This window comes from Flavobacterium sp. ENC, from assembly GCF_020991415.1.
Classification (GTDB): domain Bacteria; phylum Bacteroidota; class Bacteroidia; order Flavobacteriales; family Flavobacteriaceae; genus Flavobacterium.
Genome location: NZ_JAJMOY010000003.1, coordinates 331,018 through 354,785 on the forward strand (window position 1 = coordinate 331,018; position 23,768 = coordinate 354,785).

The window sequence follows — 23,768 nt, forward strand, 5'->3', positions numbered from 1 at the left end:
AATGTCAGCAGGTATTAATCGTAATTAAAATACACAATTAAAGAAAACGTTGAATCGTACGTCTGGCTATTGCGTTATTAAAATCAAAAGCCACTCTATTGAGTGGCTTTTTTGTTGTATAAATTTAAAATTAATGCAGAGACGATAGATAAAAATAAAATTTAAAGAGCACTAATTTTTACAGAACTGGCTTTATCATTAAAACCTCCTAAACAACTGTTGTTTGCTGTTACTACAACAGCTTCTCCTCCAAAATTATCGTTTTGATACAGGGTAATTTTGTATCCATTTTCTAAGCGAACAGAAGACAGGTCATCATTGACAACCCCATACGATTTTAGCTGGGCCAATGTATAATTTCCGACAGGCAAAGCAATCGCATAACCCGTGTAATTGCAATTTTGGTAAACAGTTACAATACCTCCGGCAGCAGCATTATATTTGTTATCAGTATACGTACGGGAAAAATTGCCGACTCCGTCAAAATAATTATCAGCTAATTTGGCTGGGTCCGTTGCAAATTCACCGCCTTGTACTATGGCATCATTTCCGTCATTCCATGCCCATGGTGCGTTGGCACCACCGGTTTTAAAATCATTTCCTGTAAATCCTCCGGCCGGACTGGAAAACAATTGAGTGTTGAATCGCTGGTCCCATAATCCTCCGGTTTCAAAAATATCGACCAGTTTGTACTCCACATAGTTGTCGTAATTATCAGATGGTATTTGTGCCACTCCACTTGCAGAAGGGTAATAGATAATGCCATCTCCGTCTATATCATGCTGTGGCCACGCTTTGAGACTATGTCCTTTGGCATCCTGGGCTGTAACAGGATGCAATTCCCCGTTAAAGTCTCTCATTTGTAATGTTCCGTCAATACTTTCCAGTCCGCTTACAAAAGAACTTCCGGAGGGTACATACGAAAAGAAATCGGAATGGCTTACCGTTACAGCTCCTTTCAAGGTACCATAGGCAGAACCGTTTTTTTCTACAATCATTAATACACCTTCCAAATCATTCTCATGTTGGTCCAGTTGGTATAGAAGGGGATTATCTGTCCAGTCTCTCGGAGAGAAAAAAGCATACGTAATAAAGTAATGTGTATTTGATTCTACTACCGAATAATAACAATGTGCCGCTAAAGAATTGGCATAAGCAGGAAGGTTGTTCCAGTTGTTCTCCCCATTCCAGTCATTGTCATAGTTAATAGCCGTAAGGTAATCTGATTTTCCTCCTTCGGCATAGGTTCCTGTGGCATCTACATCTTTGTAGTGGATAGGAGCCCATCTTCTGGCCAGGTCAGAACTTGCCGCTGTACTCATTTTTTTGAAATTTTGTTCTTTTTTTACCGTAGCGGTAGCTGCTGCTTCCTCCAATGTTGTGTCCTGACAGGAGAATGTAAGAGCCGATAGCATCATAATGAAGACCTTACCTAAAATCTTTTTTCGATTCTGTTTTTTCATAATTCTAGTTTAATTGTTTATAACCTATTTAAAATTCAATTGATAAATTATGGGATAGCTATAACCGGCAGACAATTAAAAAATGCTTATCGGTAGTAGCGACCTTGATTTTGAAAATGGTACTTCTAAATATTTTGAATTATAATTCTTACTTACTTTTAAGTACTTAAAAAGAGAAATCGTACTATCCGTAAATATTATGATACTGTTACTAAAAGGTTATTCGGAGAAATTTTACCTTTATTTTTTTTTAGACATAAAAAGATGGACTTAAAAGAAAGATGGAAATGGAGATGAAAGTGCATTTAATGAATAACTATCAATCTCAAGTACAGGAGCTATTCGCTGTTTTTTTATAGATGTTTTTTTTTATTTTAGACTAGGACTTATAGATGCTATCCTGGTTTCGAGGGCGGAAATTCATCAATATGCAGAAGGCTGAGAAATACATTTAAGAGGCAAAGCGATGCCGATGAAAGTATACACAGTGGATTTTAATTCTTAATTTGCTTATATTTTATTTAGAAATCATTTTTAATAAATTACTATTATGAAAGCATTGGTTATTGGAGCAACAGGCGCAACAGGAAAATTACTGGTGGACAGGCTTTTGGCAGATAAGGATTATACAACAATTACGATCTTTGTAAGGAGACCAACAGGAAAACAAAACCCAAAACTCATCGAACACATTATTAACTTCTCTACTGTAGATGCTTATAAGGAGCTGATCGTTGGTGATATTATGTCCTCGTGTTTAGGCACGACCTTAAAGGCCGCAGGTTCAAAAGAAAACCAATGGAAAATAGATTTTGAGATTCCGGCCACTTTCGCCGCATTAGCCCGGGAAAACGGGGTTTCTTCTCTTGTGTTGTTGTCTGCCTATGGAGCTTCTTCAAAAAGCAGTGTTTTTTATTCTAAAATAAAGGGAGAACTTGAAGATAAGATTGCACAGCTTGATTTCGAGCAATACATTATCTTCAGACCAGGTCTGTTGCTAAGAGCAGGTTCAGATAGATTTGGTGAAAAAATAATGGGTTCCCTGCTAAAAGGGCTGAATGCGATCGGCTTGTTCCGAACATTCAAACCTATGCCAACAACTGTGCTGGCAGAAAAATTAACCAAAGCACCAAAAATATTCTCTGCCGGAACCTCTGTTATTGAGCTTGATGAAATTTTCAGATTACAGGATTAGTTTTTTAATTTAAACGTAAGGGCAGGCAGATGGTTTTAGGGTTAACTCTTATATTTATTGAGTTAAAAGGAGTCGTTGAAATGACGTACATTAGTTTCAAAACTAAAAATAACCCCAATTTACACCCTAAAGAATGTATTTAAAATACCTATTGCTTTGCTTCGCTTTGTTTTCAATCACTGCAAATTCACAACTAGTAGAGCCTAAGAAAAATTTCCGTGCCGCCGATTCGCTCCTGAAAGAACCTAGTTTTTCTGTTCACAAAGACAATTATTTTTTAACGGGAGTACCTGTCAATACAGATATTACACGCAATACTGCCGATGTCAAATATCAGGTAAGTTTTAAGCTGCGATTGAATTCAAAACCTTTATGGGGTGGTTTTTTTCCTTATCTGATGTACAGTCAAAAAGCGTTTTGGGATATTTATGCCAGCTCAAAACCGTTCTCAGAAATTAATTTTAATCCCGGAGTGGCCCTGGTACGCCCGTTTTATTTAAAAGGCGGAAGGCTGACCTATGGATCGGTTGCTTTCGAGCACGAATCAAACGGAAGGGATTCTATTTATTCGAGAACCTGGAACATGCTTGCTTTTTCGCTCAAATCACAAGTTTCGCCACGATGGATTGTAGGGTTAAGAGGATGGATCCCGCTTGTTGATAAAGACGATAATCCCGGACTTACCAAGTATGTGGGTTATGGTGAAGCGAGCGCCACTTACCAGATACAACCCGGAAGATGGAGTGCGGATATTCTTTTCAGAAAGGGAAGTGGACTTATTAATTACGGATCCTTGCAGACACAGGTAAACTGGAGGCCGTATAAAAGTGAAAATTATTATCTGACACTTCAATGGTTTGTAGGATACACAGAAAGTTTAATTGATTATCAGGAACACAAAAGCATGTTACGACTGGGATTTACCATTAAACCCGAAAATATGGGAATTTTTTAATGTTGGAATTTTTAGAAGGCTTAGATTTTTCGCGCAAATAGTACAAAAAAAACCACTAATTAAGTGGTTTTTTTTGTACCTGTAAATCCCGATCAGAGATATTTCAGTGGCTGAAAACATTCGTTATGGTTTCTGAGTCCTTCCAGATATTGCTCCGGTGACATTCCGTACAGCGGTTTACCAAAATCGATATAAACCTCTGTTGCGCGAAAATCTTGCTGACAGTTTTGAAATGAAGCTAACTCCTGGTAATCTGATGCTGTAATGACAGTATTTGATGGTTCTGAATCTAGGTGTAACATATTCGGGCTTTTAGTAATTAACACTCGTCATTATTTTTTTGCGAGGTTAAAAGTTTTATTTTTTCAACAGCTTCTTTGTTTTCATTCGCAACTTCGACCAATGCAAGAAGAATATCGTTTCTGAAAATTATTTTATTTCTTACATTTCTGACAAGAGTTTTACTTGGTGCTGGGTATCCTTTTCGAATTAAACATTGAATAGTTGGCTCAACATAAGTATAAGGCAAATGCTCATCTATAAAATTATAAGCTTGTACATTGTGTGAATGCGCTTCGTCCTCCTTATTATTTTTTACTAATTTTGACATATATTTGATATTTATTACTTAATCTTGCATTAGAATGTAAATGTAAGAAAAATAATATACAAAACATATGTTTTAACTGAAAAAATGTACGAATTGTTTTATTTTAAATAAAAATATAAAGATATGTATAATGTTAAACTAGCAAGATTCTTTAAAGCGAAGGGTCTTAAGCAAAAAGAGGTAGGATTGATTATGGGTTTTAGTGAAGCTATGGTTGGAAGATATCTAAACAGAACTGCTAAGATGAGCCCTGAATTTTTAATGAGTTTAAGCAGGAATTTTCCGGAAGTAGATCTGAATGATCTTTTTGCTCCTGATAATGGTGATCCAAATGCGGTTAATGAGCCAAACGAAAAATATCATACCACGGTTTTGAATGATATAGGAGAAATTGAAGCCAGACTTCAGATCATCAAGAAAAAATTGTCGCAAAGTAAAGATTAAAAATGCACTAAATTTTGTAATGCAATTTTCAGATTAATCTTCGATATAAATTTTTCCTTCCATTGTAATTACAGAAGATCCCCCCACCAATACGCCGTTATCTTTCACTGCTACTTCTATTAAGGAGGGTTGGTTTAATTTTACACCCTGCAATATCTGATAGCTGCTGTTTTTTTCGATGATTTTTTGATGCAGAAATAAACCTGCCAGCGGGCCCGCTGCAGTTCCTGTTGCTGCATCCTCATCAATACCTATTATCGGGTTAAAAAAACGGGACTGCACAATAGTCCCCTTCTTTTCGCCGGTAAATGCAAAACAGTAGAATCCCTCAAAATCATATTGTTTTGATAGTTCTATGAGCAGCTTGTTGTCTGGTTTGATAGCATTTAGGATTTCTATAGTTTGTATTGGTATCATGGCATGTGCAACTTCTGTCTGTACTATTACGGGAACAAAATCAGGAATATCGAGGTCTTTTAGGGATAATCCCAATGCTAATGCTGTTTGTTCAGCCGGAATTGAATTTCCTATGACCGCCGGTTTTTGCAGCATTTTTACAACAGGTAACTTATGTTCGTTAAAGCTTATATAAATTGGAATCGATGCGGTTTTCATGATTACATGCTGCAGCGAATCTTTAGGAAAAAGAGTTTTATCTTTTAACATTGCTGCACACACTGCCCCCAATAAATTATGTCCGGCTCCGTCTACCTCAAATCCAATTGGAGTAAAAGATCTTACCTGTAACAATTGGTTTTGCTCTGAATAGTGCACAAAAGAAGTTTCAGAATACCCAAATTCCCGGGCAATATCCTCATAATCAGATAGGGATAATTCATTTTCTGTAAAGACGACAGACAACGGATTTCCCCTGTAGCTCTTGTTTGTAAACACATCTAATACAAAATAGTCCAATGCTTTTCTCATAATCTGTCAATTAAAATATTTCTATGCTTATTGCTCTTTAGGGACAACCTGTTCAATCAGTTCAAGTCTTTTTACGATAGACTTTCTGATTAATAGTGTTCCGGGAGACAGTACAGCATTGGCCCCAATTTTGGAATGGTCACCCACTAGTGAGCCAAATTTTTCGGAATGGGTTTCAATTATTTGGGAATCATGAAGAACAGAAATTTTTTTGTTTTCTCTTTCATTATAATGATTGGCAGCAATCGAACCGGCTTCAAAATTGACATTTTTGCCAATAATACTGTTGCCGATATAATTAAAATGAGCAATTGCAGTATTTGAAAAAATAATACTGTTTTTGATTTCGCAACCCGGACCAATTCGGACATTCTCCTCTAAATAAACACCTTCCCTGAAATACGCATGTGCACCAACATAACAATTGGCGGAGATGATTGCCGGGTTTTTTAGGGTAACGCCTTCCTCGATAATGGCAGATTTATGAATAGCGACCTGATCTGTAATTACGTAATCTTCGTTCAGGGTTGGAATTATGTTTTCAATAATACGTTTCAGGTCATTGGTAATTTCCCAGGGCTGGAAATCTTCAAAACCTTTGAAAGTAGTGAAGAAATCTTCTATATAATGTTTAATGATTATCATTTAAAAATCTTGTTTGCAGGTTGTTGGCTTTTTTATCCTAACCGTGTTTCAGAATCAGAAATGAAATTCTTTTCGACGGGTACAAACAAATTTAAGGAATTATAGTTTTCGATAGATTAAAAAATTAATGGTCGATTAAGCATTTACATCCATTCTTTACTAACAAATACTATTTTTTTGCGCCCATAATCTACTGCAATAAGCGGATAATCACTTTCTCCTTCACCGGTAAGAATTGTTTCTTTGTTTAGAATTTGGCTCATATCATTCATAAACCCAATAATAATCTCTAAATCAGTATTTGAGTTTATTTCCTTGGGATCAATATCAAATTCTATTTCTTCATCAGAAAAAAAATGAAGGTTTATCATTATCTTATCGATGAAAATAGATGCTAATTTTATTTCCATACCTGCAGTTTCATCACTAAAATATTGAAGTACGTACTCTTTATCTATTTTATTTGTCTTGTTATTATCAATATCGTTACCATACCTTACGCTATAGTTTTGATTGAGATGATCTATTACTATAATCCAGTCTTCAATAGTTACATTTTTAATATAAATGTCTCTTAATGAACCTTCAGGTTTAAAAATCCAATTAACGTCGTTCCAGTTTAAATTCATTTTTTAGTTTTTACTCCTTTTATCAATAACCAGCCTACCATCGCAAACTCTGCGGTTGCAGATGTAATTCCGACTAAGATACCGGTTATGGAATGATATTCTGTAAATAAAATAAAGGCTGTTGTGTCTATGAGATAACATAAGCCGCCAAGAATCAAAAGCACACCAAGGATTTTTGGGATAAACCCTGACTGATATGATAATTGCCCAAACGGAATAAGCCAGAGTCCCCAGAAAATTCCAATAATAACATTTCCGTTGCCATACATTTTTAAGCTTAACATGGCCAGTGCATTTTGCTGAATAGAAGGGAAGTTGTTCATAAAATTCTCTTTCAGGATAAGCAGGATATAATATTCATTAAAAATGATAAAAAACGCAATCGGAACACCCACAATGACTAACGCGACCAAAGTCCGGGCTAAATGGCCATTGACATTCTTAAATAAATTGTATAAGGTCAAAGCCAGAAATACAAAAACGGTCTGACAAATTAAATTACTAAAGATCCCAAAACGGAACAGTAATTCGTTGTCCAGAATATTTTTCGCAGTAAGGTTAATGTCATCGCTCACAAATAATTTTGTCGGAACATACATAATTCCAAAAGCGCCGGTGATGGCAATGATTAGATACAATAAACCTGCTATTCTTGCTGTTTTTTTCGCTGATTCCATATTTATATAAATTGTTAACGGTAAGACGATTATGTTATGCCTTTGTTACACTTCAAATTTATTATCGGATGCTTTTGCAAAGATTGTACTAAATATAAAAAGCGATGATTCAGCCCCGATAGCAGCGGCATCCTTTTGCTTTTTTCTTTAAAAAGTAAAAGATACAGCGGATAGCGGGACTACAGCTGTTTTGAAAATGAGATTTGTGCTGCAAAAAAATAATACGGAAACACTTTTTATTCGTTTTACTTTTTACTATTTAGGTTTCAATCACTTTAGATTAATTTCCTTAAATTCGTAAATCCTTTTTTGATTACTTACTTTACAACAGAAATTTCATGAATTCAGCTATAAAAAAAATATTCTTTGCCTGCATTTTTTTAGCGGCTTTTGCCGTAAATGCCCAAAATGAAACGTACACCAGCAGTCCTGAAGTTGCCGATACCACGTTTGTCAACTTAAAAGAATACAGTGATGATTTTATCTACGATATGAAATACGCAACAGCAGATAATTTCCTGAAAGCAAAAGTCTATGATTGTGCCGAATGTATGCTGCGGTATAAGACGGTCAAAGCACTGATAGCCGCCAACAAAGAATTTATGAAAAATGGCTGCAAAATAAAGCTTTTTGATTGCTACAGGCCTTTGTCTATTCAGCAGAAAATGTGGGAGATTGTGCCGAATCCCGAATACGTGGCAGATCCTAAAAAAGGCTCCATCCATAATAGAGGAGGAGCCGTAGATATTTCGTTAGTGAATGCTGAAGGAACAGAACTGGAAATGGGAACCACTTTCGATTATTTCGGAGTGGAAGCCGGCCATAATTTTAAAAAACTTCCGGTACCGGTAAGGGCCAACAGAAAGTATCTGAAAAGTGTAATGATACAAAACGGTTTCAATTCCTTTGATTCGGAATGGTGGCATTATAATTTAAAAGCAGGCCTGAAAGATCGTGTTTCTAACCAAAAATGGAAATGTGACTAATTATTCGACGCATCTGATGTTTTCCATGAAATACGTATTCGGATGTGATACTTTGCCATTTAGCTCAGAGGTCAATTCTCTTTTTACGATATAATCTTCTGTATCGGTCAGGTACTTGATTCGCATAATCGAGATGGGAGATTTTTTCAGCTCTTCGTAATTGTCTTTCATAAACATAAAAATCCCTGTATTGACACGGTTGCTAAAATCTTTTTCATCCTGAATAAGCGTACCGCAGCTTTCCTGGTTGATGTGCATTAGTGTCACTATTTTTCCGTTTTCCAGCTGAAGGAATATTTTTGAATTTTTGTCAAAACAATTCGCTTTTATAAAATCTTTGCTTTTCTGGATGAGCTGTAAATTTAAAGTAGGGAGGCCGTCTGTCTGTGCGAGTGAAAAGAAAACATAACTGAAGCTGCCTCCAAAGTATTTTTCGCTCATCAGGTATTCATTTGTTATTTTATAAGTACCAATAGAGTCGTTTACGTTTACACTGTATTCACAAGGTTTTTGGGCAAATGCAGTAAGGGTTAAAAGAAAAAAAGTTAAAGTAATTAGTTGTTTCATTTTTAAGTTATTTTTCTGCAAATTAAAACTATTTTGTGATCATTTTTATCAGTTGTGAAAAAACAATACAGATTTCCTCCATTTTTTATTTTCCATTTTTTTCTAATGTTCTCTACCGTGTCCGGAAAATTTCTGGTGGTCACATTAGCCTGTTGGTTTTGGAGTTCCGTTTTCATTTCATTTTTGCTGTACGAAATACATTTTTCAATTTCAAAAACCCTTCCGGGGAAATCGATTAATTCATCTGAAGTATATAAATGGGAATGCTTGTGAAGCTTATTGATCTGGAAAACAGAACTGACTTCATCAAATCCGCCCGATTTCATAATAGCTGAATTGGGCTCGTACAGGTATTTTTGCGGTAAATGATACGATGCAAAAGCCGAATTATCACCTAATAGGAATTCAAAGGTTTCGGTGTTATCTTTTAAGATATTGGCCGTTTTGACCGTGATGGCTCCTGAATAACGATTGTGAATTTCGAAAAGCAATTCTTTGACCTCGTTTTCAAGCGCGATGATATGAATGTTTTTAACGTGTTTTAATTCGGAAAGGGCTGCTGAAATATCTAATAATGGTGCCGTTTTTATCAAGACAGCATCTGTTTTTTCAAAGTAAAAATCTAATAATTCCGGTACATTCGGCAAGCAGTCCCTGAGCATAAAAACTTTGCCTTTCGCATCATTTCTTCGGGAAGGGTCAATATAAATCCAGTCCCATTTTTGGCTGGAGTCTTTTAAGACTGTACTAGAATCAGCCGCATGAAACGTACAATTTTCGACTTTTAACTGTTCAAAATTATGTTGTACGATGGCAGATAAATCTTCATTGATCTCGCAATGCGTAATGTTTCGGAAGTTTTTTGAAAAGTAATAATCATCGACCCCGAAACCACCCGTAAGATCGATTAAGGTTTCTCCGGAAATTAACGAAGCTTTGTAAGCTGCAGTCCTTTCGGAAGACGTTTGTTCAACCGAAATTTTGCCGGGATAAATAATGTTTTCTGTTGAAAACCAGGTTGGAAGCTTGTCTTTCGCTTTTGTTTTGGCTTCAATCTGATTTAAAATTAAAATCCATTCTGTTTCCGGAAAAGGGTTTTTCTGAAGGGCTAATTTTGAAATCGAAGCACCACTATTTTCAGTTATAAAATCCTGAATAGGTTTGCTTAAAATTGAAGTGTTCAAGGCTAAATTCTTTCGGTTAATACGGAGACAATTTTGTTGTCAGGAAAAAATTCTTTTAAAATTACTTTTATCATGGTAAAAACCGGAATAGCGATAATCATTCCGACAATCCCAAAAGTGATTCCGCTGATTAGTGTAATAAGAAATATTTCCAACGGGTGCGAATTTACACTTTTTGATGAAATTATAGGCTGACTAATGTTATTATCAATCGCCTGAACCAGTAAAAAACCAATAATTACATAGATGGTTTTGGGCAGGATTTCGCTTTGAAAATCCATTCCTATCATACTAATCATGGTTAAAATTCCGGCCAGTACCGTTCCGATAATAGGCCCGATGTACGGAATAATGTTTAAGATCGCACATAAAAAGGCAATCACAAAAGCATTTTTATTTCCGAAGATGATCAGGACGATTAAATATAAAATAAACACCACCGTCAATTGCAATAATAAACCGATGAAATAACGGGTTAGAAAATGATTTATTTTGGCAATTGAGTTCAGGATTTTTTCTTCATTACTGTCCGGAAGAATTCTTCTGGCCGAGGCTTTAAAGGCATCCTGATCCTTCACAAAGAAAAAGGTAATAAAAAATACAGAAACCAGCCCCATTCCCATATCTGCCATAAAGCCTAAGATAGAATTAATGAAGGAGGTAAAATAAGTAAAATCAAGCATGGAAGTTACTTTAGAACTTTTAAGGACTTTATTTAAATCAACATGGGGAATATTGAAATAGAGTTCAATACTACGCTCTGTCTCCGTAAACTGTTGCTGCAAATTATGAGTATCCAGTAAAGATAAATTATTGGCCTGCGAAATAATCAGCGGAACAAATAAGAAGATAAAACCAACCATTAATAAAATAAACAGGATAAGCGTGGTTGTTGCTGCTAATGAATTACCGAATTTTAATTTATTTTTTAAAAATTGTACCAGCGGATTGGCTATAAGACACAATAAGAGCGAAATGCATAAATAGACAATTACAGTTTGTATTGTATATAAGAAATACAAAACAATCCCAATAATCAGGATAGTTGCCAAAGCTCTTAAAATTCCGTTAGATATAATTTTAGATGTAATCATGTTAGGGTTTTTAGAGTAAATATAGGGAAAAAGCTTTTGAATATATTGGTGAAAACAAAAAAAGCGGGATGAAATAACATCCCGCTTTTAATCATACTATTTATTCTTTTTGGATTAGATTCCAAAACCAGCTCTAGGACCTCCTGTAACGAAGATCGCAGCCATTCTGTTTTTTTGTCCGGTAGAGAACATGTACATCGCATTGTCATCAGTATAATCCATGTAGTTCATTGTCATTTCTACAGGAGTTCCTGAACAAGTACTGTAATGTGGGTAAGCTGGTACACCATAGTTAGCAGTGTTGTGTGTAGGAGTGTCAGAAACTAAATCGCTTCCACAAGTTGCATCTCCCCAGATGTGACGTAAGTTCATCCAGTGACCTACTTCGTGAGTAGCGGTTCTTCCTAAGTTATATGGCGCATTTGCAGAACCAGATAAACCGAAATATTTAGGATCGATTACCACACCGTCTGTAGAAGAAGCTCCTCCAGGGAATTGTGCATAACCAAGAATTCCACCACCAATAGTACAAGACCATAAGTTAAGTTTTGTTGTTGGAGATGTTGGCGCTAAACCACCCTGAGCTGTTTTTTTCATAGCGTCATTAGTTCCCCATGAAGTTTTTGTAGTAGATTTTCTGATAATCTGATCTAATACAAATGTGATTCCTACATTAGCTTTTACTCCTGCAAATAGTGCTGGTACACTGTTGTAGTCTGAATTTAAAGCATTGAAATCTTTGTTTAACACATCAATTTGAGATTGAATTTGTGTAGCTGAAATGTTTTCTGCTGTAGTTCTGTAAAGAACGTTTACTACAACAGGAATTTCGATTTTGCCATTTACCAAACGGCCTGAGAATCCTTTAATCAATTGCTCTGAAGTAAAGGCTTCAATTTGATTCATTCTGATTGCCAAAGTAGGATCGGCTTTCAATTGTGCTTCTAACACTTCCTGTGTAGCACAGGCACGACGCGCCATAGCACTTTTTTCTGAATTCATACTTTCAGATTGATCATTTTGACAAGAAAACAGCAACAGTGCTGTAATTGCAGATAAAAAAACTTTTTTCATAATAATAGGGGTTTTTTGTTATAATATTGTTGATTAGTTAAACAATATCGCAATTTTATAACAAAAAAACTTTGTGGCAAAACTTTTACAATAAATTATTTGTGAGAATTTTACAAACCCTTGTATAGTCTAGTTCTTACAAAAAAACCGACTATTTTTTTACGAAGTAATTTCGTACAAAGCTATACTTGCAGCTTGTACAACGTTCATACTACTGTTGTTACCAAACATATTTATGTGTACAATCTGGTTCGAAATTTTTAACAGTTCGTCACATATTCCATCAATCTCACTTCCGATCAAAAGTGCAATCTTTTTGTTTTCAGGAAGTATGACTTCTTTGAGAGGTTTACTATTGCTGGCAATTTCCAGGGCAATAATTTCGAAGTTGTTTTCGATTAGGTAAGTAATGAGATCCTTTGTTTCTTCAATAATGAAATGAGGTACATGAAGGTGCGTACTTCTTGAAGTTTTGTTTATTTTTCGGGGTGTCAGCGGGATATCTTTTCCTGAAAAAATTATTTTTTCTACACCAAAAGCTTCCCCAATTCTAAAAAGGGAACCGATATTCTGCTGGAAATAAATATGGTCACAAACCAGCGTTATAGGAAACGTTTTTCTTTTAAATTGATTTTCTTCGTGGGTAAGCTGCACTTGTTGACTCTTAATTGGTAAATATATAATTGATAATGTTAGCGCCCATTTTAAGCGCTTTGTCTCTTACCGCAGCGGGATCGTTATGTACCTCCGGGTCTTCCCAGCCATCACCCAAATCACATTCGTAGGTGTACAGCAGCACCAGTCTGTTTTCAATAAAAATTCCAAAAGCCTGTGCGCGGGTACCGTCATGCTCATGAATTTTTGGCAATCCGTTCGGAAAAGGAAATGGTTTCTGAAAAATAGCATGATTGGCCGGAATTTCAACCAAATTAGTATTGGGGAATATTTTTTTGATTTCTTTTCGGATATACTGGTCCATTCCGTAATTGTCATCAATATGCAAAAAGCCACCACCGGTTAAATAATTCCGAAGATTACTGATATCACTGTCGCTAAAAACCACATTTCCGTGTCCTGTCATGTGCACAAAAGGATACGAAAGCAAATCAGGGCTGCCCGGTTCAACAGTGGAAGGTTTTGCTTTAATTCGTGTATTAATGTTCGAATTGCAAAACTGGATTAAATTGGGCAGGGAAGTAGGATTTGAGTACCAATCGCCGCCACCGCTGTATTTTAGCAAAGCAATTTCCTGAGAAAAGGAGGAAAGGGAAACGAGAAATAATAAGTAAAATATTTTTTTCATGTATTATAAATTATCGGGTAATTTGCTCTTTATATGCGGTATGTTGTGTCATTTCGAGGAGGAGAAATCTTCGCAAGCAGCTCCGTTCCTGATGTTTTCAATCTTTGTCGAGTTTCTTGCGGAGATTTGCTTTCTCTGTTCGCTATCGCTCGGGACTCCTTCGCCGAAATGACAAAGCCAGCCTAATTCTGACGACAAATTATCTTTGATTAATTGTTCTCATTAAAAAAAACTACACTGTGACAAGCCACAAGCGCAGCAGTTTCAGTACGCAAACGCGTATTTCCCAAAGCCACAGGTTTGAAATTGTTTTCTAAAGCCAGCGCAATTTCTTTTTCCGAGAAATCACCTTCAGGGCCAATTAATATTGTCACATTTTCATTAGGCTTTAAAACTTCTTTTAGTGATTTTTTATCCGTTTCTTCGCAATGGGCAATCAATTGTAAGCCTTCGTTTTGTTGTTTTATAAATTCTTTGAAGGAAATCGCCGGATTCAATTTTGGCAAAAATGTCTCGTTGGATTGTTTCATGGCCGAAAGGATGATTTTCTCAAAACGTTCCGGATTAATGGTTTTTCTTTCGGAACGATCGCAAAAAACAGGTGTAATTTCCTGAATGCCAATTTCGGTTGCTTTTTCCAAAAACCATTCGTAACGATCATTCATCTTGGTTGGTGCAACGGCCAGATGCAGCTTAAATTTCGGCTGATCGGCTTTGGTTACGGAAAGCACCTGTACAGTACATTTATTGTCGGAAGCCAGTGTGATTTCGGTTTCAAATAAAAATCCCAGGCCATTGGTAACGTGTAGGATATCCGAATCTTTTTTGCGTAAAACCTTTATGATATGTCGGCTTTCTTCCTTATCGAAAGAAAAACTTTCAGTGGTTTCGTCTATATTCGGGTTGTAAAATAATTGCATAGTTAAAATTGAATTCGTGCTTTCGAAACAACTGCAGAAGTTTCGAAACGATTGGATAAATATTTTTGATAGCCTACAATTCCGATCATTGCGGCATTATCGGTGGTGTATTCGAATTTCGGAATAAAAGTTTTCCAGCCATATTTGCCTTCGCTTTCTTTCAGTCGTGTTCGGATACCTGAATTGGCAGAAACTCCGCCGCCAATGGCAATTTGTCTGATTCCGGTTTCTTTGACGGCTAATTTTAATTTGTCCATCAAAATTTCGATAATCGTATATTGAATAGAAGCACAAATGTCATTTAGGTTTTCTTCAATAAAATTCGGGTTTTCTAATTTTTTCTTCTGGATGAAATACAAAATCGCTGTTTTCAATCCAGAGAAGCTGAAATCCAGTCCCGGCACTTTTGGTTTTGTAAAAGCAAAAGCTTTCGGATTTCCCAACTGTGCATATTTGTCGATTAACGGGCCACCCGGATAAGGAAGTCCCAGGATTTTGGCACTTTTGTCAAAAGCTTCCCCGACAGCGTCATCAGTGGTCTCCCCGATAATTTCCATATCAAAAAAGCCATTTACTTTTACAATCTGTGTATGTCCGCCGCTAATGGTTAAAGCTAAAAAAGGGAACTCAGGTTTGTCAAAACCTTCTTCCTCTATAAAATGTGCCAAAATATGTGCATGCATGTGATTTACAGCAATTAACGGTATTTTTAAGGCCAGGGATAATGATTTGCTAAAAGAACTTCCTACCAGAAGTGACCCCATTAAGCCGGGTCCCTGCGTAAAGGCAATGGCGGTTAACTGATCTTTTTGTACATTTGCCTTACGAAGGGCAGCATCAATAACCGGGACAATATTCTGCTGATGGGCTCTTGAAGCTAATTCAGGAACCACACCGCCATATTGATTGTGAATTAACTGATTGGCGACAACATTTGAGAGTACTTTATCGTTATGTAAAACTGCAGCAGCAGTATCATCGCATGAACTTTCGATGGCAAGAATAAAAACCTCTGAATTTTGCATATAAAGGCACGAATTTTGAATTATATTTGACAAATCAAATTTTTTAAATTTTATTTGATTGAAGTAAACGCCAAAATTAAAGAAATTTTATCAAAACAGTCGTCCTTTGTCTGTTCAAAATAAATTTAAAAGAAAACTAAAATAAAAGAGCTATCAAAAAAGTAAAGAAAATAATATCCAGGACCCTAATTGGGTTAATCTTACTTTTGTTGGCATTGGCGATCATTCTGTCTTTGCCTGTAGTTCAGACAAAAATTGCCACTTATATCACCGAATCACTTAATGCGGATTTTAAAACTAAAATCAGCATCGATAAAGTGGCTGTAAATATTTTTGGAGGTGTCAAACTGAAGAAGGTTTTGATTTTAGATCATCACAATAAGGTTTTGATTTATTCGGATATCATTAGTACGGATATTTTAAGTGTAAAAAGACTGCTCGATGGCGATCTGATTTTTGGGGACCTTCGCCTGACGGGTTTAATCTTTAACCTGAAAACGTATAAAAACGAATCCGAAAACAATATCAATAAATTTATCCGCTTATTTGACTCCGACAAGCCTTCCAAGACAAATAAGCATTTTTTACTGACCGCTAAAAACGCCTATATTTCCAAGGGGATTTTCACAGTAGTCGATGAAAATAAGAAAACACCAAATTTTATCGATTTCAAAAAGCTGAATGCTTATATCAGTGACTTTAAACTATATGGACCTGATGTTACAACAATTATTCACAGGTTTTCTTTTTTAGATCATCGTGGTTTGTATGTGTCTAATTTTGCGGGGAAATTCAGTTATACCAAAAAACAGATCAAGGTCGAGAATCTGGCCATAAAAACCAAAAGATCGTCTATTTATGGTCAGGCGATACTGAATTATAAACCGGAAGATTTTTTGAATTTTACCGATAAAGTTAAATTCAATGTGGTGCTGGATTCGGCTTCAATTGCTACCAACGACATTCGTTATTTTTATGACGGATTGGGGAAAAACCAGCATTTTAAAATCAAAACAAAAATCATCGGTACCCTGAACAATCTTAATTTGAGACGACTCAGGCTTAGTGATACTAACGGATCAAAAATTGCCGGAACGATTAATTTCAGGAATCTTTTAGGAAATAAAGACCAAAAATTTTCCATGAACGGAAAATTTGACAAACTGATTTCAAGTTACAATAACCTGGTTACTCTGATGCCTGTAGTGCTGGGCAAAAAACTTCCGAAAGAACTTCAGAGACTGGGTAAATTTAATATTACCGGTAAAGCAAAAGTTTCGACAACTGCTTTAGAATCCGATTTTAAAATGATAACCGATTTAGGAAATGGTCAGGTTAATCTGCATATGAATAATATGGATTTTATTGACAAAGCTTCCTATTCCGGAAATATAATCCTGGATAATTTTAATGTCGGGGCGCTACTGGATCGCAAAGATATTGGCAGGACGACCCTGGATCTCAATGTGGATGGTGTTGGTTTTACCGAAAAATACCTGAATACGATTGTAAAAGGAGATATTTCCAAGTTAGATTACAATAAGTACACTTATAATAATATTGTTATAAACGGTAATTTTAAGCTGCCTTATTATAAAGGACAATTATCTGTCAACGACCCCAATCTGAGCCTTACGTTTGATGGTCTGGTGGATTTAAGCAAACGCGAAAGCAAATATGATTTTCATATCAATGTTGAAAATGCGGACTTGCGAAAATTAAAATTCGTAAACGATTCTATTTCGCATTTTACCGGAGATGCCATTGTGGAAGTAACCGGAAATTCTATTGAAAACCTGCAGGGGAATATCTATATTAAGGATGCGGAATACCAAAATCCAAAATCTACCTATGCTTTTGACGAAGTAACGATCAACTCTAATTTTGATGCCGACAAATTACGTACCATTACCATCAATTCATCGGATGTGGTGAATGGGAAAATCGTAGGTAAATTTCAGTTCAAAGAATTAAAAAAACTGGTCATGAATTCCGTTGGAAGCCTTTATACCAACTATAAACCTTATAAAGTTAAGAAGGGACAGTTTTTACGCTTCAACCTGCATGTCTACAATAAGGTAGTAGAAATGTTATATCCGGAAATAGAAATCGATTCTTCAACGGTTTTGCTTGGTAAAATTGATTCGGATCTGAAAGAATTCAAGTTCAGGTTCAAATCCCAAAAAATTACGGCGGCACAAAATACCTTCGACAATATCAGAATCAATATCGACAATAAAAATCCGCTTTACAATGCCTTTATCGAATTGGACAGTATCAAGACACCTTATTACAAGGTTCGTGATTTTAGCTTAATTAATGTTACTTCGAATGATACTCTGTTTGTACGCTCTGAGTTTAAGGGAGGCAATAAAGGTGAGGATTATTACAACCTGAATTTGTACCACACCATAGATAAAAACAAAAATAACATTGTAGGGATTCATAAGTCGGAGATGAAATTTAAAGACTATTTATGGTACCTGAATGAAGATGCGGAAAAAGACAATCAGATTATTTTTGACAAAGAGTTTAAGAATTTTACGATTGACAATATTGTCCTCTCACACGAAGATCAGAAAATTGATCTGAACGGCGTTTTAAAAGGCAGTGACTATAAAGATCTGGTGCTGAATTTTGAAGATGTTGATATCAATAAAATCACGCCCTTTAATTCGAAATTCGTATTCAATGGTAATCTGAACGGAACCGTCAATTACAAACAAAACAAAGATGTTTATCAGCCGACAGCCTCTCTGGTCATTGATCACCTTAATTTGAATAAAACCGAGCTGGGAACTCTGAATTTTGATATCTCCGGAGATGAAAGTTTTAAAAAGTTTACGATAAATTCGTCCATACAAAATGGTTTTACCGAATCATTTAAAGCCTCCGGAACTTTCGCAGTAGAAAATAAAGAAACCTTTTTAGACCTGAATTTAAAACTCGAAGGATTTAATCTGGCTACTTTAGGTACGGTCGGAGCGGGTGTTCTTTCCAATATAAGGGGATCAGTTTCGGGTAATGCGGCAATTGTCGGAAATCTTAAGAAGCCCGAAATTAATGGTAGGTTGTATGTAGAAAAAGCCGGTATGACGATTCCGTACCTGAATACAGATTACGAATTAAGTGACCGAACGGTGATCGATTTAACAGACGAGAAGTTTCTGTTTCGAAATAATCAGCTGACCGATACCAAATACGGTACCAAAGGTCTGCTCAATGGTAGTATCGAACATCATAATTTTGGGGACTGGAAGCTGGATCTGAACATTACTTCCAAACGATTACTGGCACTTGATACCAAAGACAGCGATGATGCCGCTTATTTTGGTACAGCTTTTATTAATGGTACTGCCAGTATTACGGGACCTACGTCAAATTTATTTATCAAAGTCGCTGCAAAATCCGAAAAAGGCACCGAGGTCAAGATCCCTATTAATAATGTGCAAAGTGTCGGGGAAAACAGTTTTATACATTTTGTAACGCCAAAAGAGAAGTACAATTTAGCCAATGGTATTGTCGAAAAGACAAGAAATTATGGTGGCCTTGAATTAGAATTTGATTTTGATATTACGCCTGATGCTGAAGTAGAAGTAATTCTGGACCGTAATTCAGGACATGGTATGAAAGGTAAAGGATACGGATCGCTATTGTTTAAAATTAATACACTGGGTAAATTTAATATGTGGGGGGATTTCCAGGCATATGAAGGAACTTATAACTTTAAATATGGAGGTCTGATCGATAAAAAATTCGCCGTTAAAAAAGGAGGATCTATTATTTGGGAGGGCAACCCGATGAAAGCCCAGCTGAACCTGGAAGCCGTTTACAGGACGTCTGCAAATCCTGCTGTATTACTGGATAATTCGTCCTTTAATAAAAAAGTACCGGTTGAAGTAGTCATAGGATTAAGGGGCGATTTAACAAGTCCGGAGCCTAATTTCGATATTCAGTTTCCTTCTGTAAGTAATGTATTGAAATCGGAAATACAGTATAAGCTGGATGATAAGGATGTACGCCAGACTCAGGCACTGTATTTATTGTCGACCGGATCCTTTATGAGTCCGGATGGATTTAACCAAAGCGATTTGTCGGGAACATTTGCCGAAACAGCTGCGAGTTTACTGGGCGGCATTATAAAATCAGATAACGATAAATTTAATATTGACTTGAATTTTATCTCGGCAGACAAACGAATAGGACAGGAAGCAGATGGTCAGTTTGTGGCTAATATTACCTCTCAGGTAAACGAAAGGATTACCATAAACGGTAAAGTAGGGGTACCGGTAGGTGGAGTCAACGAATCGGCAATTGTGGGTGATATTGAAATACTTTACAGGGTAAATGAAGACGGGTCAATGAACCTGCGTTTGTTTAATAAAGAAAATGACATCAATTATATAGGTCAGGGAATTGGTTATACACAGGGAGTCGGTATTTCGTATGAAGTTGATTTCGATACTTTCAGCGAACTGGTCAATAAAATATTTAAAAGCCATAAATTAGAAAGGTCTCTGAAGACTTCTTCTGATGAATTGCAGGATTCCTATTTGAATCCGGAATACATTAATTTCTCGAATAAGAAAGATGCCGATAAGAATAAAAAGAAACCGGATAAAAAAGAAGAAGAGAAACCACAGCCCACTAACAACAACAATCAGGGCGTAATTCCCGATAACGAAGATTTTTAATTTGTTAAAAACAGATTATTCAAAACCATTATGTTTCATAATGGTTTTTTTATGCCTAAATTTAAAGGTTCAATCTGTTTTTCGTGATATCTGGAAAACCTGAATTTTTGTAACACTTCATTAATGTATTGTTAATTTTAAAGATTTAATTAAAAAAAGAGGCTTTTATTATTTTTAATGAATTTTTTCATATCGAAAAACTTATTAACGAAAACGTTTGAATTTAACATATTTTATTAATTTATTATAATCATAACCCGAAAAGTGGTGAATGTTTGCTAATTTTACACTTTAATACTTAAATAATGCCAAAAACAATAAAAAAAGTTGGTGTTCTAACCTCAGGAGGTGACTCACCAGGAATGAATGCTGCAATACGATCAGTTGTTCGAACATGTGCTTATCATAATATAGAATGCATAGGAATTTATAGAGGGTATCAGGGAATGATCGAAGGAGATTTCAAAGAGATGGGTCCCCGAAGCGTAAATAATATTGTAAACAAAGGCGGAACGATCTTAAAATCGGCTCGTTCAGTTGAGTTTAGAACTCCCGAAGGTAGAAAAAAAGCACACGAAAATCTTTTGAAAGCCGGGGTAGATGCCTTAGTTGTCATTGGTGGTGACGGAAGTTTTACCGGAGGATTGATATTTAATTCAGAATTTGGTTTTCCTGTAATGGGAATTCCGGGTACAATTGATAATGATATTTTTGGAACCAGCCATACACTGGGATATGATACAGCCTTAAACACTGTTGTTGACTGTATTGATAAAATCAGGGACACTGCAAGTTCGCATAACCGATTGTTTTTTGTAGAGGTTATGGGTAGAGATGCCGGACATATTGCTCTTAATGCCGGAATTGGTGCAGGTGCCGAAGAAATTCTTATTCCTGAAGAAGATTTAGGTTTAGACCGATTGCTGGATTCTCTTCAAAAAAGTAAAGCTTCAGGGAAATCATCAAGTATAGTAGTAATTGCCGAAGGAGATAAAATTGGTAAAAACGTATTCGAATTAAAAGATTACGTAGAGGCTAATTTACCGGAGTATGATGTAAGGGTATCTGTTTTAGGACACATGCAGCGTGGTGGTTCACCATCTTGTTTTGACCGTGTTCTGGCAAGCCGTTTAGGTGTAAAAGCAGTAGAATCCTTACTAGAAGGAAAGTCAAATTACATGGTTGGTTTACAATCTGATAAAGTGGCTTTGACTCCTTTGGAACAGGCAATCAAAGGAAAATCAGAAATTGATAGGGAATTACTAAGGGTGTCAGATATAATGTCAACCTAAAATATAAGTTTAAAAAAGAAAAGAAGTTTATTGTGAGGAAATTAGACTTTAATATAGTGTAATAAAAACAAAAGCAAAAATCAAGTAAAATGTCAAAAGTAAAATTAGGAATAAACGGATTTGGACGTATTGGAAGAATCGTTTTCAGAGAATCTTTCAATAGAGATAATGTAGAAGTTGTTGCAATCAATGACTTGTTAGATGTAGATCACTTAGCTTATTTATTAAAATATGATTCAGTTCACGGTCGTTTCAACGGAACTGTAGAAGTAAAAGAAGGAAAATTGTATGTAAACGGAAGAAATATCCGTATCACTGCAGAAAGAAATCCTGCTGACTTAAAATGGAACGAAGTTGATGTTGACGTAGTAGCGGAATGTACTGGTATCTTCACAACTATCGAAACGGCAAATGAGCACATTAAAGGTGGTGCTAAAAAAGTAATTATTTCTGCACCGTCTGCAGATGCTCCAATGTTTGTAATGGGTGTAAACCATGAAACTGCAAAAGCTACAGATACAATCGTTTCTAACGCTTCTTGTACTACAAACTGTTTAGCTCCTTTAGCTAAAGTTATTCACGATAATTTCGAAATTGTTGAAGGTTTAATGACAACTGTTCACGCAACAACTTCAACGCAAATGACATCAGACGGACCTTCAAGAAAAGACTGGAGAGGTGGACGTGCTGCTGCAATCAACATCATTCCTTCTTCAACAGGTGCTGCAAAAGCGGTTGGAAAAGTAATTCCTGCCTTAAATGGAAAATTGACAGGAATGTCTTTCCGTGTTCCTACTGCTGACGTTTCTGTAGTAGATTTAACGGTAAAAGTAGCAAAAGAAACTACTTACGAAGAAATCTTAGCTGTTTTGAAAAACGCTTCTGAAACTTCCATGAAAGGTATCTTAGGATATACTGAAGATGCAGTGGTTTCTCAGGATTTTATTTCTGATAAAAGAACATCAATCGTTGATGCTACTGCCGGAATTGGTTTAAATTCAACTTTCTTCAAATTTGTATCCTGGTACGATAATGAGTACGGATACTCTAGTAAACTGATTGATTTATCTGTGCACATCGCAGGTTTAAAATAATATTATATATTTTTGCAAAATCCCGTTATTTCAAAGTAACGGGATTTTCTTATTTTGTTACTCCTTTAATTAATGTAAAAAATACACTTTTTATTTAGTTAAAGAAAAACTAATCCAAAAACTAAATAAAATGAAATTAATAGTTGATAGTGGATCTACTAAAGCCGATTGGATTGCAATTGATGATAATGGAAAAGTATTATTCACCACACAAACTTTAGGATTAAATCCTGAAATACTTGACGGTCCGGAAGTTATTACAAGAATAAGCGATCGTTTTGATATTTTGCAAAATAAAAATAATGCAACACATTTGTTCTTCTACGGAGCAGGTTGCGGAACAGAAAGAATGCAGACCGAATTAACTCGTATATTTCGCGATTTTTTTGTGAATGCAATTGTAGAAGTTCACGAAGACACTTATGCGGCAGTTTATGCTACTACTCCAAAAGGGGAGGAAGCAATTGTAAGTATCCTGGGAACAGGATCCAACTGCAGCTATTTTGATGGAAAAATATTGCATCAGAAAGTACAGTCATTAGGCTATATTGCTATGGATGATTGTAGCGGGAATGTTTTCGGAAAAGAATTAATCAGAAAATATTACTTCAATAAAATGCCTAAGGAACTGGCAGTTGAATTTGAAAAAGAATATAATTTAGAGCCTGATTTCATCAAAAACAAATTATACAAAGAACCGAATCCAAATGCGTATTTGGCGACTTTTGCTAAGTTCTTAATCAAACATAAAGACACTGAGTTTTGTAGAAAAATCATCTTTAAAGGGATGAAATCTTTCGTTAAAAACTACATCAAGCAATATGATAATTGCAAAGAAGTTCCGGTACATTTCGTAGGTTCTATTGCTTTTTATCTAAAAGACGAATTACAGGAAACATTTGATAAATACGAGCTTCAATTGGGTAATGTATTAAGAAGACCTATTGACGGATTGATCGCTTATCACGTGGCTAATCAATAATAAGATCA

The 23,768-nt window shown here is 35.8% G+C and carries 23 protein-coding genes; 8 read left to right on the top strand and 15 right to left on the bottom strand.

The window, feature by feature from the left end:
- Positions 1–161: 161 nt before the first annotated feature.
- The gene (locus LPB89_RS10230) at positions 162–1,463 is read right to left on the bottom strand and encodes a hypothetical protein (protein ID WP_230701645.1); all 1,302 of its coding nucleotides are present in this window, start codon (positions 1,461–1,463) and stop codon (positions 162–164) included.
- Between the two features lie 550 nt (positions 1,464–2,013).
- On the opposite strand from LPB89_RS10230, the gene LPB89_RS10235 reads away from it, so the two are divergent.
- Both LPB89_RS10235 and LPB89_RS10240 read left to right on the top strand, forming a co-directional pair.
- Positions 2,014–2,658 (top strand): NAD(P)H-binding protein, encoded by a 645-nt coding sequence (locus tag LPB89_RS10235; protein WP_230701646.1) that lies wholly within the window; start codon positions 2,014–2,016, stop codon positions 2,656–2,658.
- Positions 2,659–2,791: 133 nt separating this feature from the next.
- Positions 2,792–3,613: a phospholipase A gene (locus LPB89_RS10240; RefSeq protein ID WP_230701647.1), complete on the top strand. Its 822-nt coding sequence runs from the start codon at positions 2,792–2,794 to the stop codon at positions 3,611–3,613.
- A 92-nt stretch (positions 3,614–3,705) separates the two neighbouring features.
- Here the strand turns inward: LPB89_RS10240 and LPB89_RS10245 are convergent, their stop codons facing one another.
- Both LPB89_RS10245 and LPB89_RS10250 read right to left on the bottom strand, forming a co-directional pair.
- The gene (locus LPB89_RS10245) at positions 3,706–3,915 is read right to left on the bottom strand and encodes a hypothetical protein (RefSeq protein WP_230701648.1); all 210 of its coding nucleotides are present in this window, start codon (positions 3,913–3,915) and stop codon (positions 3,706–3,708) included.
- A gap of 17 nt (positions 3,916–3,932) precedes the next feature.
- Positions 3,933–4,223: a hypothetical protein gene (locus LPB89_RS10250; RefSeq protein ID WP_230701649.1), complete on the bottom strand. Its 291-nt coding sequence runs from the start codon at positions 4,221–4,223 to the stop codon at positions 3,933–3,935.
- A gap of 123 nt (positions 4,224–4,346) precedes the next feature.
- Between LPB89_RS10250 and LPB89_RS10255 the strand changes: the two genes are divergently transcribed.
- Positions 4,347–4,667: a helix-turn-helix transcriptional regulator gene (locus LPB89_RS10255; RefSeq protein WP_230701650.1), complete on the top strand. Its 321-nt coding sequence runs from the start codon at positions 4,347–4,349 to the stop codon at positions 4,665–4,667.
- 33 nt (positions 4,668–4,700) lie between these two features.
- Here LPB89_RS10255 and LPB89_RS10260 read toward each other — a convergent pair whose 3' ends face one another.
- The 4 genes from LPB89_RS10260 to LPB89_RS10275 form a co-directional block, all read right to left on the bottom strand.
- A complete protein-coding gene (locus LPB89_RS10260; protein WP_230701651.1) occupies positions 4,701–5,594 on the bottom strand; it encodes a PhzF family phenazine biosynthesis protein in 894 nt (297 codons plus the stop codon).
- A 27-nt stretch (positions 5,595–5,621) separates the two neighbouring features.
- Complete coding sequence (locus LPB89_RS10265) at positions 5,622–6,239, bottom strand: DapH/DapD/GlmU-related protein (protein WP_230701652.1); 618 nt, start codon at positions 6,237–6,239, stop codon at positions 5,622–5,624.
- A gap of 143 nt (positions 6,240–6,382) precedes the next feature.
- Positions 6,383–6,868 carry a hypothetical protein gene (locus LPB89_RS10270; protein ID WP_230701653.1) on the bottom strand — a complete coding sequence of 162 codons (486 nt, stop codon included), beginning with the start codon at positions 6,866–6,868 and terminating at the stop codon, positions 6,383–6,385.
- On the bottom strand, positions 6,865–7,545 hold the full coding sequence (locus LPB89_RS10275) for a DUF4386 domain-containing protein (RefSeq protein ID WP_230701654.1): 681 nt from the start codon (positions 7,543–7,545) through the stop codon (positions 6,865–6,867). Before LPB89_RS10275 ends, LPB89_RS10270 begins: the two co-directional genes overlap by 4 nt.
- Positions 7,546–7,883: 338 nt before the next feature.
- Between LPB89_RS10275 and LPB89_RS10280 the strand changes: the two genes are divergently transcribed.
- A complete protein-coding gene (locus tag LPB89_RS10280) occupies positions 7,884–8,531 on the top strand; it encodes a M15 family metallopeptidase (protein WP_230701655.1) in 648 nt (215 codons plus the stop codon).
- Here LPB89_RS10280 and LPB89_RS10285 read toward each other — a convergent pair whose 3' ends face one another.
- The 8 genes from LPB89_RS10285 to tsaD form a co-directional block, all read right to left on the bottom strand.
- Positions 8,532–9,098, bottom strand: coding sequence for a hypothetical protein (locus LPB89_RS10285; RefSeq protein ID WP_230701656.1), 567 nt, complete (start codon positions 9,096–9,098; stop codon positions 8,532–8,534).
- 2 nt (positions 9,099–9,100) lie between these two features.
- Positions 9,101–10,282: a class I SAM-dependent methyltransferase gene (locus tag LPB89_RS10290; RefSeq protein WP_230701657.1), complete on the bottom strand. Its 1,182-nt coding sequence runs from the start codon at positions 10,280–10,282 to the stop codon at positions 9,101–9,103.
- Positions 10,283–10,284: 2 nt separating this feature from the next.
- Positions 10,285–11,376, bottom strand: coding sequence for an AI-2E family transporter (locus LPB89_RS10295; protein WP_230701658.1), 1,092 nt, complete (start codon positions 11,374–11,376; stop codon positions 10,285–10,287).
- 114 nt (positions 11,377–11,490) lie between these two features.
- Positions 11,491–12,450 (bottom strand): zinc metalloprotease, encoded by a 960-nt coding sequence (locus tag LPB89_RS10300; protein ID WP_230701659.1) that lies wholly within the window; start codon positions 12,448–12,450, stop codon positions 11,491–11,493.
- A 159-nt stretch (positions 12,451–12,609) separates the two neighbouring features.
- Positions 12,610–13,104 (bottom strand): TrmH family RNA methyltransferase, encoded by a 495-nt coding sequence (locus LPB89_RS10305; protein WP_230701660.1) that lies wholly within the window; start codon positions 13,102–13,104, stop codon positions 12,610–12,612.
- A 10-nt stretch (positions 13,105–13,114) separates the two neighbouring features.
- Complete coding sequence (locus LPB89_RS10310; protein ID WP_230701661.1) at positions 13,115–13,753, bottom strand: DUF4159 domain-containing protein; 639 nt, start codon at positions 13,751–13,753, stop codon at positions 13,115–13,117.
- Between the two features lie 209 nt (positions 13,754–13,962).
- Entirely contained in the window at positions 13,963–14,673 is a 711-nt protein-coding gene (locus tag LPB89_RS10315) for a 16S rRNA (uracil(1498)-N(3))-methyltransferase (protein ID WP_230701662.1), read from the bottom strand.
- 2 nt (positions 14,674–14,675) lie between these two features.
- Positions 14,676–15,698 (bottom strand): tRNA (adenosine(37)-N6)-threonylcarbamoyltransferase complex transferase subunit TsaD, encoded by a 1,023-nt coding sequence (gene tsaD, locus LPB89_RS10320; protein ID WP_230701663.1) that lies wholly within the window; start codon positions 15,696–15,698, stop codon positions 14,676–14,678.
- Positions 15,699–15,904: 206 nt separating this feature from the next.
- On the opposite strand from tsaD, the gene LPB89_RS10325 reads away from it, so the two are divergent.
- From LPB89_RS10325 to LPB89_RS10340, 4 genes are all read left to right on the top strand, one after another.
- A complete protein-coding gene (locus LPB89_RS10325) occupies positions 15,905–20,392 on the top strand; it encodes a translocation/assembly module TamB domain-containing protein (RefSeq protein WP_230701664.1) in 4,488 nt (1,495 codons plus the stop codon).
- 305 nt (positions 20,393–20,697) lie between these two features.
- A complete protein-coding gene (gene pfkA / locus LPB89_RS10330) occupies positions 20,698–21,684 on the top strand; it encodes a 6-phosphofructokinase (RefSeq protein ID WP_230701665.1) in 987 nt (328 codons plus the stop codon).
- Between the two features lie 89 nt (positions 21,685–21,773).
- A complete protein-coding gene (gene gap, locus LPB89_RS10335) occupies positions 21,774–22,778 on the top strand; it encodes a type I glyceraldehyde-3-phosphate dehydrogenase (RefSeq protein WP_127338725.1) in 1,005 nt (334 codons plus the stop codon).
- A 130-nt stretch (positions 22,779–22,908) separates the two neighbouring features.
- Positions 22,909–23,760, top strand: coding sequence for an N-acetylglucosamine kinase (locus tag LPB89_RS10340; RefSeq protein ID WP_230701666.1), 852 nt, complete (start codon positions 22,909–22,911; stop codon positions 23,758–23,760).
- Positions 23,761–23,768: the final 8 nt, after the last annotated feature.